General features: G+C 71.2%; 14 protein-coding genes. 7 read left to right on the top strand and 7 right to left on the bottom strand.

From position 1 onward, the window contains the following. Nucleotides 1–77 precede the first annotated feature (77 nt). The 4 genes from ACZ6CV_RS13830 to ACZ6CV_RS13815 all read left to right on the top strand — a co-directional run bounded on the left by ACZ6CV_RS13830 (nucleotide 78) and on the right by ACZ6CV_RS13815 (nucleotide 5,029). Nucleotides 78–1,238 carry an ROK family protein gene (locus ACZ6CV_RS13830; protein WP_469251006.1) on the top strand — a complete coding sequence of 387 codons (1,161 nt, stop codon included), beginning with the start codon at nucleotides 78–80 and terminating at the stop codon, nucleotides 1,236–1,238. Between the two features lie 128 nt (nucleotides 1,239–1,366). After that, nucleotides 1,367–2,410 (top strand): ABC transporter permease, encoded by a 1,044-nt coding sequence (locus tag ACZ6CV_RS13825; RefSeq protein ID WP_469251005.1) that lies wholly within the window; start codon nucleotides 1,367–1,369, stop codon nucleotides 2,408–2,410. Further along, nucleotides 2,407–3,336, top strand: coding sequence for a carbohydrate ABC transporter permease (locus ACZ6CV_RS13820; RefSeq protein WP_469251004.1), 930 nt, complete (start codon nucleotides 2,407–2,409; stop codon nucleotides 3,334–3,336). Before ACZ6CV_RS13825 ends, ACZ6CV_RS13820 begins: the two co-directional genes overlap by 4 nt. A 61-nt stretch (nucleotides 3,337–3,397) precedes the next feature. Next, the gene (locus tag ACZ6CV_RS13815) at nucleotides 3,398–5,029 is read left to right on the top strand and encodes an extracellular solute-binding protein (protein WP_469251003.1); all 1,632 of its coding nucleotides are present in this window, start codon (nucleotides 3,398–3,400) and stop codon (nucleotides 5,027–5,029) included. Between the two features lie 6 nt (nucleotides 5,030–5,035). Here the strand turns inward: ACZ6CV_RS13815 and ACZ6CV_RS13810 are convergent, their stop codons facing one another. Next, nucleotides 5,036–6,478, bottom strand: coding sequence for an amino acid permease (locus tag ACZ6CV_RS13810; protein ID WP_469251002.1), 1,443 nt, complete (start codon nucleotides 6,476–6,478; stop codon nucleotides 5,036–5,038). 147 nt (nucleotides 6,479–6,625) lie between these two features. Next, complete coding sequence (locus ACZ6CV_RS13805) at nucleotides 6,626–7,102, bottom strand: universal stress protein (RefSeq protein ID WP_362361710.1); 477 nt, start codon at nucleotides 7,100–7,102, stop codon at nucleotides 6,626–6,628. A gap of 155 nt (nucleotides 7,103–7,257) precedes the next feature. Here ACZ6CV_RS13805 and lysX point away from each other — a divergent pair, with 155 nt between their 5' ends. After that, nucleotides 7,258–10,557 (top strand): bifunctional lysylphosphatidylglycerol synthetase/lysine--tRNA ligase LysX, encoded by a 3,300-nt coding sequence (gene lysX, locus ACZ6CV_RS13800; protein WP_469251001.1) that lies wholly within the window; start codon nucleotides 7,258–7,260, stop codon nucleotides 10,555–10,557. A gap of 70 nt (nucleotides 10,558–10,627) precedes the next feature. Further along, nucleotides 10,628–11,476 (top strand): polysaccharide deacetylase family protein, encoded by an 849-nt coding sequence (locus ACZ6CV_RS13795; RefSeq protein WP_469251000.1) that lies wholly within the window; start codon nucleotides 10,628–10,630, stop codon nucleotides 11,474–11,476. A gap of 50 nt (nucleotides 11,477–11,526) precedes the next feature. Here the strand turns inward: ACZ6CV_RS13795 and ACZ6CV_RS13790 are convergent, their stop codons facing one another. After that, a complete protein-coding gene (locus ACZ6CV_RS13790; protein ID WP_469250999.1) occupies nucleotides 11,527–12,207 on the bottom strand; it encodes a class F sortase in 681 nt (226 codons plus the stop codon). Between the two features lie 348 nt (nucleotides 12,208–12,555). On the opposite strand from ACZ6CV_RS13790, the gene ACZ6CV_RS13785 reads away from it, so the two are divergent. Next, nucleotides 12,556–13,047, top strand: a complete 492-nt coding sequence (locus ACZ6CV_RS13785) for a hypothetical protein (protein ID WP_469251455.1) — start codon at nucleotides 12,556–12,558, stop codon at nucleotides 13,045–13,047. A 122-nt stretch (nucleotides 13,048–13,169) separates the two neighbouring features. Here ACZ6CV_RS13785 and ACZ6CV_RS13780 read toward each other — a convergent pair whose 3' ends face one another. From ACZ6CV_RS13780 to ACZ6CV_RS13765, 4 genes are all read right to left on the bottom strand, one after another. Further along, nucleotides 13,170–13,727: a hypothetical protein gene (locus ACZ6CV_RS13780; RefSeq protein WP_469250998.1), complete on the bottom strand. Its 558-nt coding sequence runs from the start codon at nucleotides 13,725–13,727 to the stop codon at nucleotides 13,170–13,172. A gap of 242 nt (nucleotides 13,728–13,969) precedes the next feature. Continuing rightward, nucleotides 13,970–15,316, bottom strand: a complete 1,347-nt coding sequence (locus ACZ6CV_RS13775) for an alpha/beta hydrolase (RefSeq protein ID WP_469250997.1) — start codon at nucleotides 15,314–15,316, stop codon at nucleotides 13,970–13,972. 151 nt (nucleotides 15,317–15,467) lie between these two features. Beyond that, nucleotides 15,468–16,232 (bottom strand): bestrophin-like domain, encoded by a 765-nt coding sequence (locus ACZ6CV_RS13770; protein ID WP_469250996.1) that lies wholly within the window; start codon nucleotides 16,230–16,232, stop codon nucleotides 15,468–15,470. A 15-nt stretch (nucleotides 16,233–16,247) separates the two neighbouring features. Next, nucleotides 16,248–16,376: a hypothetical protein gene (locus tag ACZ6CV_RS13765; protein WP_355806658.1), complete on the bottom strand. Its 129-nt coding sequence runs from the start codon at nucleotides 16,374–16,376 to the stop codon at nucleotides 16,248–16,250. Nucleotides 16,377–16,853 lie beyond the last annotated feature (477 nt).

Raw genomic sequence — 16,853 nt, 5'->3', positions numbered from 1 at the left:
GGTTTGTTAGGTAAGTTTCTCAATCGCTCCGGGTCACGCTGAGAGCAACCGATCTTGCTGTCAAGGGGGAGGGACCCATGAGCGGCGACCCGTTGAGCGGTGATCCGTCGTTGCTGCGGCGGCTGAACGCGGCGGCCGCGCTGCGCGTGCTGCGCGAGCGCGACGAGATCACCGTGCCGGAGCTGGCCGCCCTGATCGGCGTGTCGCGGCCGACGGCCCAGGACCTCACGGCCCAACTCCTGCGCCAGGGACGGCTGGTCGAGCTGAGCCCCGGCAGCGGCGGCGTCGGCCGCCCGGCCCGCAGGTTCCGGTTCCGCGCCGAGGCGGGCCATGTCCTCGGCGTGGACATCGGCGCGCACAAGATCCTGGTGATCGCCGCCGACCTGCTCGGCCGCACGGTCGCCGCCCATCGCGTGGCCGTCACGCCCGAACTCGGCGCACGCGACCGGCTCGACGCCGTGCGCACCGCCATCGCCGGCTGCCTGGCCGGGCCGGAGGCGGCCGACGTGCGCCCGCTCGCCACCGGCGTCGGCACCAGCGGCATGGTCGACACCGAGGGCCGGGTCGCGGTGAGCGACTCGCTGCCGGGGTGGACCGGGATGAACCTGGCTAAGGAGCTCGCCGGCAGCGTCGACGGTCCCGTGGTCGTCGGCAACGACATCCAGCTGGCCACCCTCGCCGAGTGCGCGGGCGGCGTCAGCGTCGCGGTGCGCGACTGCGTGTACCTGTACGTCGGCAACCGCCTCGGCATCGGTCTGTGGCTGCGCGGAGAGCTGCACCGAGGCCGGCACGGAGCGGCGGGCGAAATGGTCGCGGGCGATGGCTGGGAACGCTCCTACCAGCGACTTCTCGACTGGTTCGCCGGACACCAGGGTGCGGAGAGGCCCACCAGGGAGAACGCCGCGCGCGCCGTCGTCACGGCCGCAGCGGCGGGCGACGGCGGTGCCCGCTACACCCTGCGCGCCTTCGCCGAGTGCCTGGCCGACAGCCTCACCCGGCACGTCGCCGTGCTCGACCCGCGGGCCGTCGTGCTCGGCGGCGGCATCTCCCGCGCGGGCACCCTGCTGAGCGAGCCGTTCGCGCGCCGGCTCGCCGAGAACTGCCCGTACGCACCCGAGGTGCTCACCTCCGTGCTCGGTGAGGAATCGACCGCAATCGGGGCAGCCCGCCTCGCACTGCACCACCTGGAACAGATGGAGCAGACCGAACGCGCCGCGCAGAAAAGTCCAACCCCATAGATCCCGCAGGTGGTTGACGGGCGCGAGAAGCCCTTCCATGATGTGGCTCACTTTCGGCAAGTTGGCTTCTTAATTGGATCCGTCCCAGGGCGGACGAGAAGCCGTTGCCGGTGCCACCCCATGCCGTCATGCCGTCAGGCCAGGGAGAACGTGTGACATCCCCTGCAACGCGACGCAGGCCACAGGCCGCGTCACCACCCGCGTCCACGTCGAGTCCGACGTCCAAGTCGCCCTCCGGGAAACCGGATCCGAAGCTGCGGCTGCGCGCCCCGCTCCGGGTCCGGCTGCGCACCAACTGGGTGATGCTCGCCCTGATGGCCCCGGGCGTGCTGTTCTTCATCGGGTTCTTCTACGTGCCGATGCTGGGCAACGTCATCGCCTTCCAGGACTACCAGCCCTTCATCGGCTTCAAGGACAGCCCGCTGGTCGGTCTCGCCAACTTCCAGGAGCTGTTCGCCGACCCGGCGTTCTGGGAGTCGGTCCGCAACACCCTGGCCTTCGCCGCGCTCCAGCTGATCTTCTTCTTCCCGGCCCCGCTCGCCCTCGCGCTGCTGATCAACAGCCTGGTCAGCCCGCGCGTCAAGAAGTTCGTGCAGTCCATCGTGTATCTGCCGCACTTCATCTCGTGGGTCCTGGTCGTCGCGCTCTTCCAGCAAGTGCTCGGCGGCGCGGGGCTGTTCAGCAACTACCTGCGCGACCACGGCATGTCGCCGCTGGACGTGATGAGCGACCCCAGCACCTTTCCGCTCCTGATCACCGGCCAGGTGATCTGGAAGGACATCGGCTGGGGAATGATCATTTACCTGGCGGCGCTCGCGAGCGTCGACCAGAGCCTGTACGAGTCGGCCGCCGTCGACGGCGCCGGACGCTGGCGCAGGATGTGGCACGTCACGCTGCCCGCCGTCCGCGGCGTGACGATCATGCTGCTGGTGCTCCGCCTCGGCGACGTGCTCTCCGTCGGCTTCGAGCAGTTCCTGCTCCAGCGTGACGCGGTCGGCGCCCGCGCCGCGGAGGTCCTCGACACGTACGTCTACTACCACGGTGTCGTCTACGGCGACTGGGGCGTCGGCGCCGCGGCGGGCCTGGTCAAGGGCGTCATCGGGGCCCTGATGATCTGGGGCGCCAACAAGGTCGCCCACGCCTTCGGAGAGCACGGGGTGTACAGCAAATGAGCAGCTTCGGATTTCCCCTGCGCACCCAGGGCCGGCGGATACGCGAGGAGCGCCCGGCCTGGGAGGAGCCACCGACGAAGATCGGCTCGGCCGCCAAGGCCGTGGTCATCACGGTCATCTGCGCCGTGATGGTCCTGCCCTTCCTCACGGTGCTCTCCACCAGCCTCGCCTCCCGCAAGGAGATCACCGAGTCCGGCGGCTTCGTCCTCTTCCCCACCGAGCCCACCCTGGAGGCGTACCGCACGATCCTGTCCGGCGGCATCGTGAGCCGCGCGGTGATCGTCAGCGTCCTGATCACCGTCGTCGGCACGGCACTGTCGCTCCTGACGACGATCGGCCTCGCGTACGCCCTGAGCAAGCGAGGCGTCCCGGGCAGCAAGCCGATCCTGCTGATGGTCCTCTTCACGCTGCTGTTCGCGCCGGGCATGGTCCCGATGTACGTGGTCGTCAAGGAGCTCGGACTCCTCGACTCCTACTGGTCGTTGATCCTCCCCGTGCTGATCAACGCCTTCAACCTCGTCGTCCTGCGGGCGTTCTTCATGAACATCCCCGAGGAGCTCTACCAGGCGGCCCGCATCGACGGCGCGGGGGACTGGCGGATCCTCACCCGTATCGTGCTGCCGCTCTCCAAAGGTGTCGTCGCCGTCGTCGGCCTCTTCTACGCGGTGACGTACTGGAACGCCTTCTTCAACGCGATGCTGTACCTCAACGACTCCGGCAAGTGGCCCATCCAGCTGGTCCTGCGCACCTACGTCGTGCAGAACAAGTCGATGACGAGCGACCAGCTCGGCATCGCCCACATGCCGCCGCAGCAGTCGCTGTCCATGGCCGTCGTCATGCTCGCGCTGCTGCCGATCCTCGGGCTCTTCCCGTTCCTGCAGAAGTACTTCACCAAGGGCGTGCTCACCGGCGCCATCAAGGGCTGACCACCCGCCCGCGCCGCCCCCCCCACCCGAGACCTCATCCGCGGAGATTCCCATGCCAGGCATGTCCCGACGCACCTTTCTGAGCCTGTCCACCGCCGTCGCCGCGGGCGCGGCCGCCACCTCCCTGACCGGGTGCGGCTCGTCCGCGAAGAAGACGGGTGAGGCGGCGTCGTCCAAGGTGAAGCTGCCGACACACGTCCCCTTCGACAAGATCGAGCCGGACCTCGCCCCGAACGCGCGCGGCCTCTCCGCGGGTTTCCTCTCCTACCCCAAGGAGCTGGTCCGCAGCGTCGCCAAGACCCCCGGCGACGGCTCGAAGATCACCATGCTCACGGAGATCTGGACCCAGCCGCCCACCCCCAAGGGCTCCAACGGGTACTGGAAGAGGCTCGACAAGGAACTCGGCGTCGACCTGACCGCCGTTCTCGGCACCGACCCCGGCTACGAGGAGAAGTTCTCCGCGACCATCGCGGGCGGCGACCTGCCCGACCTGCTCTGGATACCTCCCAACCAGGGCATCCAGCACGTCGCCGAGCTCCTGGAGGCCAAGTGCGCGGACATCACCGAGTACGTCTCGGGCGACGCGGTGAAGACGTACCCGAACCTGGCCGCGATGACCCCGGCGCACTGGAAGACGGCCGTCGTCAACGGCAAGATCTGGGGCGCCCCCGTGCCCTACCCGGCGTTCGGCCAGGTCTACGCCGGCAACCCGAAGGTCTGGGCGAAGGCCGACGGCCTGCAGGCGAGCGGCCCCGAGGAGTTCCTCGCCAAGTGCAAGGAGGTCACCGGCGGCAAGACCTGGGCGCTCGAACCGATCTACGTCAACGCCGCGAGCGTGCTGAGCCAGTGTTTCGGCGCCCCGAACAAGTGGCGGCAGAACAAGGACGGCTCCCTGACCTGGTTCCAGGACACCGAGGAGTACGAGGAGACACTCAACTTCGTCCTGAAGCTGAAGAGGGCGGGCGTCTTCTACCCGGGCAACCCCAAGATGGCCGACGCCTACATCAAGATGGCGCAGGGCACCATCGGCGCCACGGTGCACGCCAACCCGTACAACGCGCGGCAGGAGATCCGCGTCCAGGACCCGGGTCTCGCCACCGAGATCATGATCCCGTTCGCCGCCGGCGGCAACAAGCCCAACCACCACTACCACCTGGGCACCATCGGCTACACCGCCATCAAGAAGGGCGACGAGAAGCGGGTGCGGATGCTGCTCCGCGTCCTCGACTACCTGGCGGCGCCGTTCGGCTCCAAGGAGCGCGAGTTCCTGGAGTACGGCTCCGAGGGCGACGACTTCACGTACGACGAGCACGGCTTCCCCGACCGCACCAAGCAGGGCAAGCAGCAGGTCGAGGGGCTCTACAGCGGCCTCGCGACGGCGACGACCTCGCCGTTCGCCATCATCGCCTCCAGCTTCCCGGGCACCGAGCGGGCCAGGGACGTCAAGGACGTGTACGCGGCCGAGCAGAAGCTGGTGGAGACCGCCGTGCGCAACCCGACGGTCGGCCACTACTCGGACGCGTACACCCAGCACTACGGACGCATGTCGACCGAGGCGACCGACCTGGTCAACGACATCGTCAGCGGACGCAAGAAGCTCAGTGAGTGGAAGCCGTTCTGGGCCGAGTGGAAGAACAAGGGCCTGGAGCAGATGGCCCGGGAGTTCCAGAAGTCGATCGAGCAGAGCGCCTGACGGGCGTCACCCGCCGGTCTTCCCGTTCGGGGCCCGGTCCGCCTTCGCCAGCTCGGAGTTGCGGTACGAGTAGCCGAAGTACACGACGAGGCCGATCACGAACCACACGGCGAACCGCACCCAGGTCTGCCACTCCAGGAACGTGATCAGCCAGATGGAGAAGATGACCCCGAGCGCGGGCACCACGGGCATCCCGGGGCAGCGGAAGGTGCGCGGCAGCTCGGGCTGCTTGTAGCGCAGCACGATCACCGCGACGCACACCACGACGAACGCCAGCAGAATGCCGATGTTGGTCAGCTCGGCCGCCTCGCCGATCGGCAGGAACCCGGCGATGGCGGCCGACGCGAACCCGACGATCCACGTCACGCGCGTCGGCACGTGCCGCGTCGGGTGCGTCTTCGCGAACCACTTGGGCAGCAGCCCGTCGCGGCTCATGGAGAACCACACGCGCGTGACGCCCAGCATGAAGGTGAACATCACGGTGAGGATGCCGATGATCGCGCCGACGGCGATGACGTCGGCGAGCCCGCCGAGCCCCACGGACTTGAAGGCGGTGGAGAACCCGCTCTCCGGATCGATGTCCTTGTAGCCCTGCATGCCGGTGAGCACCAGGCAGGCCAGGACGTAGAGCACCATCGAGATGGCGAGGGAGTAGAGGATCGCCTTCGGCATGTGGCGCTGGGCGTCCTTGGACTCCTCGGCGGCGGTGCTCATCGCGTCGTACCCGAAGACGGCGAAGAAGACGGTCGCCGCACCCGTGAACGCGCCGCTGACGCCGAAGGGGAAGAACGGCTCGTAGTTGCCGGTGTTGACGTGGAAGAACCCGACGCCGATCACCACGATGACGACGAGCACCTTCAGGACCACGACGACCATCTCGAAGCGCGCCGCGTTCTTGATGCCGAGCGTGAGCAGGTAGGCGATGAGCAGGCAGAGCACCGCGGCGAACAGGTCGACCTTGTGGCCGTCACCCGTGCCGGGCGCGCCCAGCATCCACTTCGGCAGCTCGGCGCCCATCTCGTTGAGCAGGAAGTTGAAGTAGCCGGAGATACCGATCGCGACCACCGCCACGATCGCCGTGTACTCCAGGAGCAGGTCCCAGCCGATGAACCAGCCGGTGAGCTCGCCGAGCACCACATAGCCGTACGTGTACGCCGACCCGGCCTTCGGGATGAGCCCCGCGAACTCGGCGTAGGAGAACGCCGCCGCCGCGCTCGCCACACCCGCGATGAGGAACGAGATCAGGACCGCGGGCCCCGCCTTCTCGTTGGCGACGGTGCCCGCGAGCGTGAAGATGCCAGCGCCGATGATGCCGCCGACACCGATCGCGGTGAGCTGCCAGAGACCGAGGGACCGGGTGAGTCCGCCGCCCGCCCCCGCCTCGGTCTCGTCGATGTGTCCGATGGGCTTGCGGCGCAGTACGCCCTGTCCCATCCGGAGTCCCGGCATGAGCTCCACCTCTTCGCTGACGGCAGTCGGCTGATGGCGGATCATGATGGCCCAGCCCGGGCCGGGACGGAAGACGCCACACCTCGGGCGTACGAGAGGTTCTCGCGGACGGGCCCATTCAGCGCAGGGCTGCCGGGTGCGGTGCCCCTACGGCACCACGGTGACCGGCCACCGTCCCGCCTTCACCAGGCGGACGGCGACGGAGCCGACGATGCGGTGGCCCGCCTGCTCGGAGGCGCCGACGACGACGGCGTCCGCCTTCAGGTCGTCGGCCGCGGTGACCAGACCCGTGTAGGGGTCGCCGCGCAGGGTGTGGAACTCCCAGCGGACGTCGAATATGCCCTTCACCCGCTCGGTGGCGGTCCGGATCTCCGCGATCAGCGCCTCCGCGATCTCGTCCGTGGTCTCGGCGACCGGCGCGCCGAACGCGGCGCCCGCCGCCAGCACCGGCTGGATGTACACGACGGCGAGCAGGGCCCGCTGCCGCCGCGCCAGGCCTCCGGCGTACGCCGCCGCCCGCAGCGACGTGTCGGAGCCGTCGACTCCGACGACGATCACCTTGGGGCCGTCGGTGCCGCGTTCGAACTGCTGGGACTCGAACTGCTGGGACTCATCTGCGCTCACGCCGAGAGGTTAGCGGAGGCGGTCATACCGCCTGCTCGCCGGGCCGCCCACCCGGCCCGCCCCCTTGTCCTTTCCCCGTCCCACCCGGCTCGCCCCGTGCCCCGTACCGCCCCGCTCGACGCGCGCGGCGGCCCACCTCTTCCTAGAGTCGTGCCATGACGGTCAGCACGGAGGAACCCGAGGCCACCGGGCGGATCCGGGCACGGAACGGCCTCCTCGGCCGGGTCCCGGAGGGGTTCGCCACCTTCTTCGGCGTCCTCGGCGTCTTCTGCGCGGTCCTCGCGGTGATCTCCCCGCTGCGCCGGCTGCTCCAGCCGGTCATCCGCGTCCTCGACCTCGTCACGGTCCCGGTCAGCCCCAACCTCGCGTACGCCGTCTTCCTCTTCCTGCTCGCCGCCGCGACCGCCGCCCGCAAGAAGGTCGCCTGGTGGCTCGTCGTGATCTATCTGGGCCTGCTCCTGGCCTTCGACGTGCTCGGCGCGGCGCTCGGCTTCTGGGCGGAGTCGCTGCCGTCCTTCGTCGTCTGCTCCCTCGCCTTCGTGCTGCTGATCCTGGCCCGCAAGGAGTTCTCCGCGGACTCCCGGCGCGGCGCGGTGCGGCGGGCCGTCGCGGTGCTCGCCGCCGGACTGGTTGTCGCGATCCTGCTGGGCTGGGGTCTCGTCGAGCTGTTCCCCGGCACGCTGGTGCGCGGGGAGCGGCTGCTCTGGGCGGCGAACCGCGTCTGCGGCGGGCTGATCCACGGCGGTGACTACTTCGACGGCGCCCCGCCGCGCGGCCTGTACTTCTGGCTCGGTCTGTTCGGCGCCCTCGCCCTGCTGAACGCCGCCGCCACGCTCTTCCGCTCCCAGCGCATGGAAGCGGCCCTGCACGGCGACGAGGAACCCCGGATCCGGGCGCTCCTCGGGACGTACGGGGCGCAGGACTCGCTCGGCTACTTCGCCACCCGGCGCGACAAGGCCGTCGTCTTCTCGCCCAGCGGCAAGGCCGCCGTCACCTACCGCGTCGAGGCCGGCGTCTGCCTGGCCAGCGGCGACCCCGTGGGCGACCGCGAGGCCTGGCCGCACGCGATCGGCGCCTGGCTGGACGTGGCCCGGCGCTACGCCTGGCAGCCCGCCGTGATGGGCGCGTCCGAGGACGGCGCCACCGCGTACGCCCGCGCCGGGCTCGGCGCGCTGCAGCTCGGCGACGAGGCGATCCTGCACGTCGCGGGCTTCGACCTGGACGGCCGTGACATGCGCGTCACCCGGCAGGCCGTGAACCGGGTGCGCCGCTCCGGGGCGAGCGCCCGGGTCTGCCGGCACTCCACCCTCTCCGACGCGGAGATGGAGGAGATCATCGACAAGGCCGACGCCTGGCGGGACACCGAGACCGAGCGCGGCTTCTCCATGGCCCTGGACCGGCTCGGCGACCCGGAGGACGGCGGCTGCCTCCTCGTCGAGGCCCTCGGCGCCGACGGCAAGCTCCTCGCGCTGCTCTCCCTCGTCCCGTGGGGCAGGGACGGCGTCTCCCTGGACCTGATGCGCCGCGACCGCACCGCACCGAACGGTGTCATGGAGTTCATGGTCGCCGAACTGTGCGCCGCCGCGCCCAAGTTCGGCGTGCGCCGCATCTCCCTGAACTTCGCGGTCTTCCGCTCGGTCTTCGAGGAGGGCGGCCGCATCGGCGCGGGGCCCGTCCTGCGGCTGTGGCGCAAGCTGCTCCTGTTCTTCTCCAAGTGGTGGCAGCTGGAGGCGCTCTACCGCTCCAACGCCAAGTACCACCCCGAGTGGTACCCGCGGTTCATCTGCTACGGCGACAGCGGCGCCCTCGCCCGCATCAGCCTGGCCTCGGGCATCGCCGAGGGCTTCGTCTCCGTGCCGTCCCTGCGCAAGCTCTGGGGCAAGGGCCACAAGCCCCGGGGCGTCAACCGGCCCACGACCACCGAGGGGCTCCCCTCCATCGCCGCGCTCGGCCTGGCCGGCCAGGGCGAGGCCACCGACGCCGACCCCGCGTCGAAGCTCCCCGAGCAGATCCGCATCCGCCACCGCAAACTCGACCGGCTGCGGGCCGAAGGCGTCGACCCCTACCCGGTGGGCCTGCCCCCGCGCAGCCACGAACTGGCGCACGTCACCCGGGAGCTGACGGGGCAGCAGGTGACCGTGGCGGGACGCGTCATGCTCGTACGGGACTTCGGCGGCATCGTCTTCGCGGTGCTGCGCGACTGGTCCGGCGACCTCCAGCTGGCCCTGGCCCGCGACGCCTCGGGCGCCGACGTCCTGGACCGCTTCACCACCGCCACCGACATCGGCGACCACATCACCGCGACCGGCACGGTCGGCACCAGCGACCGGGGCGAGCTGACCGTCTTCGTCACCGACTGGCGGCTCACCGGCAAGTGCCTGCGCCCGCTCCCCGACAAGCGGCGCGGGCTGACCGATCCTGAGGCCAAGGTCCGCCGCCGCTACCTGGACCTGGTCGCGAGCCCCGGCGCGCGGGACGTGGTGCGGGCCCGCTCGACCGCCGTCCAGGCGCTGCGCCAGGGCCTGCTGGAACGCGGCTACCTGGAGGTCGAGACGCCGATGCTCCAGCAGATCCACGGCGGCGCCAACGCCCGCCCCTTCACCACCCACATCAACGCCTACGACCTCGACCTGTACCTGCGCATCGCCCCCGAGCTCTATCTGAAGCGGCTCTGCGTCGGCGGCATGGAGAAGGTCTTCGAGATGGGCCGCACCTTCCGCAACGAGGGCGTCTCCTACAAGCACAACCCCGAGTTCACCATGCTGGAGGCCTACCAGGCCTTCGCCGACTACGACGTGATGCTCGACCTCACCCGCGAGCTCATCCAGGGCGCGGCGACCGCCGCGTTCGGCTCACCCGTGGCCCGCAAGGCCGACGGAGCGGGACGGCTCGTCGAGCACGACATCTCGGGGCCCTGGCCGGTCAAGACCGTGTACGGCGCGATCTCCGAGGCGCTCGGCGAGGAGGTCGACGCGGACACCCCGCTGGAGGGCCTGCAGCGGCACTGCGACCGCGCCGCCGTCCCGTACACGGCCGACGACGGCCGCGGCGACGTCGTCCTGGAGATGTACGAGCGGCTCGTCGAGGAGAAGACGACGCTGCCCACCTTCTACAAGGACTTCCCGACCGACGTCTCCCCGCTCACCCGCCAGCACCGCGCCGATCCCCGCCTGGCCGAACGCTGGGACCTGGTCGCCTTCGGCACGGAACTGGGTACCGCCTACTCCGAGTTGACCGATCCCGTGGAGCAGCGCCGGCGCCTCACCGCGCAGTCGCTGCTGGCGGCCGGGGGAGACCCCGAGGCCATGGAGCTCGACGAGGACTTCCTGGACGCCCTGGAGTACGCGATGCCGCCCACCGGCGGACTCGGCATCGGCGTCGACCGGCTCGTCATGTTCCTCACCGGCCTGACCATCCGCGAGACCCTGCCCTTCCCCCTGGTCCGCCGCGTCTGAACGGGTGTTTTCGGGGGCCGCCCCGGTGTTGATGTGCGGCGCGGGCCTCCGGCCGTGCCACGGATTAGTCATGAAAGACGATCAGCTGACACCAGGGCGCCGGATTCTGCTCCGCACCGCCGCGGTCCTCGGGCTCGGCGCGGCCGCCGCGGGATGCGGAGCCACGGACCGGCCGCCCGCCCCGGGCCCCTCCGCCTCCGAAGGCGGCCCCGCCGGAGGCCCGCAGGCGGCGCGAGCGCGCAAGCCCTCCGCGTACCGTCTGCAGCCCATGGCGGGGTACGGCCCGGCGCGCTCCCGGCGGGCCCTGCCCCACGTGCGCAAGGCCCCCATCCTGCGGATGCCGGGACGCGACCGGTCGATGGTGCTGACCTTCGACGACGGGCCCGACCCGCGCTACACCCCGCGCATCCTGCGGACGCTGCGCAAACACGACGTGCGCGCGGTGTTCTTCGTCTGCGGCGAGATGGCCGTCGACAACAAGGACCTGCTGCGCGAGATGGCCGACGACGGGCACCTGATCGGCAACCACACCTGGACCCACCCCCTGCTGACCCGGATGAGCCGGGCGGCGATGCGCGACGAGATCGAGCGCACCAGTGACGTCATCGAGGACGTGACCGGGGACGTCCCCACCTGGTTCCGGGCGCCCTACGGGGCGTGGAACCGCAACGCCTTCCAGATCGGGGCCGCCCTCGGCATGGAGCCCCTGGCCTGGACCGTGGACACCCTCGACTGGACCGAGCCCGGCGCGAAGACCATCGTGCGGCGCGTGCACGCGGGCGCGGGACCGGGCGTCGTCGTCCTCTCGCACGACGCGGGCGGCGACCGCTCGGGCAGCGTCGAGGCCCTGCGCAGCTATCTCCCGCAGCTCCTCGACTCCGGCTACCGCATCACGCTCCCGCACCCCCACTTCACCTGACACGCCGCCAGAACCCGGCGGCGGGGCCGCACGCCCGCCTGGTGTCCGTGTCAGCGCACGGCGATCAGACGGGCGAAGACCACGACGTTCCCGTCGTACCCGGCCTGCTTGGAGAAGCCGCCGCCGCAGGTGATGACGCGCAGTTCGGGGGTGCCGCTGTTGCCGTAGACGCGCTCGCCGGGGAAGTCGGCCTTGTCGAACACCTCGACGCCGTAGACCTTGAAGATCGCCGTCTTCTTGTCCTGGCGCCTGACCTCGATGTGGTTGCCCTTCTTCAGCGAACCCAGGCCGTAGAAGACGGCGGGGCCGCGCTGGTTGTCGACATGGCCGACGACCACGGCCGTGCCCTTCTCGCCGGGGGAGACGGCGCCGGTGAACCAGCCCGCGAGATTGGAGTCGTCCGGCGGCGGCGCGTCCACCCAGCCCTCGGAGTCGAGACCCACCTGCATGACCGGCGCGTCCACCTGGATGCCCTTGATGCGCACGCGCTCGGCCGGCGAGTACGTCAGGGGCGCCGGAGCGCCGGGGACCGCGTCGGGCGTGCGGTCGGCGGCGGCCGCGGAGGCGGGCTGCGGCGGGCCCACGTCGAACTCCCCGGAGCCGTTGCGGATCAGCGCGAGGCCGGTCAGCAGGACGAGCGCCATGGCGCCCCACGGGGCGCGCTTCCTCGGCTTCTCGTCCGCCTGGGCCTCCTGGAACTCGAAATCGTCGGCCGGATGGGACGAAGGCATTCTCTATCCCCTCTCAACGCGGCAGGCGTGCCGCGTCCGTTGCGCGTACCAGCACGCTAAGCGCGGGGCGCGCGGCGTGCGAAAGGGCGGGAGCGAACGGGTGGCGCGGGGACCGGGGTGCGCCATCCGAGTCGCGCCCGGCAGGAAATTTCTGACGGTCCGTGACCTGCGGTGATGTCGGGTTGCGCGGACGCGCCCCGGCGTGTCGTCTCACCAGGACGGCCGATCGCCGACATGCGGCCCCGCGCACCGCGTCTGAGGGTCAGTCTGGGAGGCGCTCTCGCCGATCGACCGGGGACGGTATCCCCGGGGCGTCTTCCGCGGAGGATTGCCATGCGTACATCCCGTATGCGGACCACTCGTGCCCTCGCGGCCGCCGCCGCGGCCGTCGGGGTCGTCGGGCTCGCCGCCCCGACCGCGTCCGCCTGGGCCGACCCGACCAACATCGTGGCGATGCCCAGCGTGATCCCGAGAGGGGGTCACCTGACCGTCACCGTCGACGGGTCCTCCTGCCAGTCCGGCGGCAAGGTCACGTCACCCGCCTTCCCGGACGCCCACCTGCACTCCATCCCGGGCGGCACGTCGGCGAGCGCCACCGCGACCATCCACTCGCACGCCCGCCCCGGCGCGTACGACATCACGGCCTACTGCGGCGGCAAGAGCCTGGTCCGCCCGGCCGCCTTCACCGTCATCCACGGCGGGGTGCGCGGCGGCATCGGCGGCAGCACGCACACCGGCGCGACCAGCACCGACATGGTCATCGGCGGCGCGCTGGTCACCGCCGCGGTGGTCGGCGGCGGCGTCTTCTGGATGCGTCGCCGCGCCGAGAACAGGATCTGAGGTCCGGCCGGGCCGGCGCGTCCCCCTTCCGCCCCGAGCCCGGCGTGCCCGCACCGCGGGCGAGAGTGCGGCGCCCCCGGGATCTGGAGACGTCCCGGGGGCGAAGCGCTGCCCGGCCACGGTCAGGAGTGGTCCCCGCCGGTGCGCCGGCGCATCTTGTAGTACGCGGTGCCGAAGGTACCCACGATCAGGGCGCCGCCGAGGGCGATCTCGTGCAGGTCGAAGCCGCCGAAGCTGCCGCCGGTGCCGGCCTTGACGCCCTTGTGGGCGTGGTGGTCGGGGTGGTCGGGTCGGTCGGGGTGGTGGCTGTTGTGGTCGGGGCGGCCGGTGGCGATGGTGAGGTCGGTCTTGTCGCTGCCGGGGTTGCTGCCGTTGCAGGTGAACGTCACCTCGTACATGGCGCCCGGCTTGGCGTCCCAGAACACCTGGGCGGTGGCGGACTTCTGCCCCTTGTGGATCGTGGTGTCCTCGAAGACGCCGGAGGTCACCTTGGTCTCGCCGTCGCAGCCGTCGACGTTGAGGGTGACCTGGCCGCCCGCGGCGACCGTGCTGGGAGAGACGCTGAAGCCGAACGCGGTCACGTTCTCCTCGCCGAGGGCGGCCGCGGACGCGGTCGGGGCCGTCACGGCGAGTGCGGAAGCGGTGAGCAGAGCGGCCGAAGCGACGCGTATCGCGCGCATGGTGGATCCTCCGGGTCCCCGAGGAGCAGTCGCGGACTCTTCTTCCGCTGGTGTCTTGAATGCACCTCGATGCCCGAAACGCTAAATTCGGTCCTCGGTGGCCGCGATCCGTGTCGGGCAAACGGGGCATAGGGGTGGGCCGGTCGGGCGAACCCGACGGCGCGGCTCCGCGAACGGCACACCGGGCCGTGCGAAGGCGTCCGGCGCTCGGGGGCGTGAGGGGGCGAGGCCGCCGGGGGGAGTCAGGGCGTCAGGCCCGTCCGCGACGCCAGCCACGGGAGCTGCTTCTCCAGCCCCGGCCGCCACACCTGCCAGCTGTGCCCGCCCGGCAGCTGGACCAGCTCGACCTTCATGCCGGCCTTCTTCGCCGCGGCGTAGACCTTCAGCGCCTGCGGCCGGTACGTCGAGTCGTCGGTCCCCGCGACGAAGGCGCCGGAGGTGTCCGGGAACGTCCGCCGCGCCATCACGTCCATCGGATTGACCTTCTCGAACGCCGCCTCGTCCCCGCCGAACGCCGCGTCGACGGTCTTCTTGCGGCTGCCGAGCGTCGGCTCGTCCTGGCCGGAGATGTCGAGGAAGGTGCCGAAGCGCCGGGGCGCGTTGACGGCCAGCTGCAGGGCGCAGGTGCCGCCGTTGGAGAGCCCGGCGACCGCCCAGTGGGAGCGGTCCGTGGCCGTCTGCAGATGGGCGGCCGCCCAGTCGGGCACGTCCTCGGCGAGATACGTCTGCACCTTGCCGAGCCGCGAGTCCATGCACAGCGGGTTGTCGAAGGGGGAGCCCAGCGGGTCGACCACCAGGACGACGGGCGCCAGACCGGCGTGCCGGGCGGCGAAGTCGTCCATCATGTCCGGCAATTGGCCCGAGGTGATCCAGTCCTGGGGGGAGCCCGGCTGGCCGGCCATCAGCACCAGGACGGGCAGCAGCGGGCGGGGTGAGGTGTGGTACGCCGGGGGCAGATAGACGTACGCGTCGCGCGCCTTGAAGCCCGACTTCGTGCCCGGCACGGAGGCGGTGGACACGGTGCCCTTGGCGGGCATCCGGGCCGGCGCCCGCCACACCTCGGACAGCGCCTTGCCCGGCGGCACGTCGACCGTCGGCTCCTTGCCACCCGTGGCGTCCTTGAGGCTGACGGTGTCCTGCGGGCCGAGCATGGTCCGCAGCGTCGGGTAGTTGTCGTAGTGGATGTTCACCTCGGAGAGCCCGAGCACCACGACCAGCGCGCCGGCCACCAGGGCACCCGCCCGCCCGCGCAGACGCAGCGTCGGCAGCCGGAAGAGGGCCAGGCACACCCCGAGGATCGCGACGCCGAGCCACACCATCACGTCGCCGGGGAGCTCGTCGGGGAACGGCTGCCACCAGTCGTCGACGGTGAGCTTGACCAGGACGGTCAGGAGCGCCGCCGTGACGACGGCGAGCGGCAGCAGCCGGGTCCACCAGCGGCGGTCACGGGAGAGGAGGAGGGCGGCGAGTGCAAGGGCGCCGAGGATCTGCACGACGAGCGGCACCGCCCCGTCGACCAGCGACCAGTCCAGCGGCCCGGCGGCCATCGGCACCCGCTCCACGCCCGTCCCCGTTCCGTTCGGCTCCATGTGACACGGCCCCGGGGGCCGGCCAGCAGGCCGGCCCCCGGGGGAGCACGTACAGAAAAACCATAACAATCGGGATGAATCCGGCAACAGCACCGGTTCGGACCGGCGGCTCCCCCTCCTGCGGCGTCGCGTCAGCCCCGGCGGCGTCGCCTCAGCCCCCGAGCCCGGGGAACAGGGAGTGGAAGGGCTGGGCCGTCGCGGCGATCCCGCGGCTGTAGGGCGCGTCGAAGTCCCAGATGAGGAAGAGCAGGAAGGCGAACAGCGCGGAGAAGATGCCCGCCAGGATCAGTTCGCGGGGCGTGCGGCGGATCTGCAGGGCGAAGATCATGCCGATGGTGACGAGCCCGCCGATGATGAGGCCGAACCAGACCACCCCGGGCATGGTCGCGCCCGTACTGTCCGCGCGGGCGCTGCGCGCGTCGTCCGCGGCCGCCACCGCGTCGACGAGTGGCTGATACGCCTGCGCCTCGTAGTCCGACTTCGGTTGGTAGTCGGTCACGTCGTGGCGAACGCGGGTCAGCAGTTCCTGGCCGCTGTCGGTGAGTTCGCCCTTGTCCTTCATGGTGTCCCACTCGGTGGTGACCACATGGCTGACATACGCGCGTACGTCGGCGCGGATCCGCTCCCTGACGTCCTCCGGATAGACCCGAGCGCGCTCGGAGACCTCGTGCAGCGCCTGGGCTTCCTGGCGCACGTGTTCCTGGGCGGAACCCCGCGCCTCCCAGACGCCCGCGATGGCCAGGCCAAGGACGATGGCGTACACGACGCCGATCATCATCGTCATGTACTCGATGACGTCCGGGGTCTCCGACGCGTCGTAGTCCGCGCCGGTCCTGCGGTGCCGCAGCAGCGTCACGACGAGCACGACCACACAGGCGGCGGCCATCGCGAGGGTGAGAACAAGCCATTCCGACATGGAGACCTCCGGCGGTCAGCGCGGGCGCAGCGCGGCGACGGCGAGCACCGCGGGCGCCGTGATGAGCAGGGTGAGAGTGACGATGGACGGGCCGCTGCGCGGGGGGTGCCTGCGCGGCGGGGCGTGGTACGCCGGATATGACACGGACGGGGGAGACGGCGTGGGCCGTGGGGTGACGGAGGGCTTGGGCCGCGGCTTCGGCTTGACGGCCGGAGCGGGCGGGGGCGGCGGCGGTGGTGGCGCGGCGGGCCGGACGGTCGGCTCCGGCGGCGCGGGGGCCGGCGGCGGAGGCGGAGGCGGCTGCGGGGGGCGCGGCTTCGGGGGCGGAGGAGGCGGTGGGGGAGGCGGCGGTGGCGGTGGCGGGGGTGCCGGAGGTGGTGGTGGGGGCGGCGGTTTCGGGTGATGGGTATGCCCGGCGTGGCAGTGGGCGCCGTCGCCCGAGACGGCCACCGTGCCGCCGGAGGAGCCGCCGCCCTGGTTGATCGACGCATAGGCGCAGTTGTCGGCGGAGGCGGTGCCGACGGCCGACGAGGCACCGAGCAGCAACGCCAGTGCGACGAGCGCCAACACGCGTGTGACGAGAGGTGACAAGGCCCGCTGAGTTCGGTGCACGACGGGGAG

Source organism: Streptomyces sp. NPDC041713, assembly GCF_055591085.1.
This window is presented reverse-complemented; position numbering and strand designations above follow the sequence as displayed.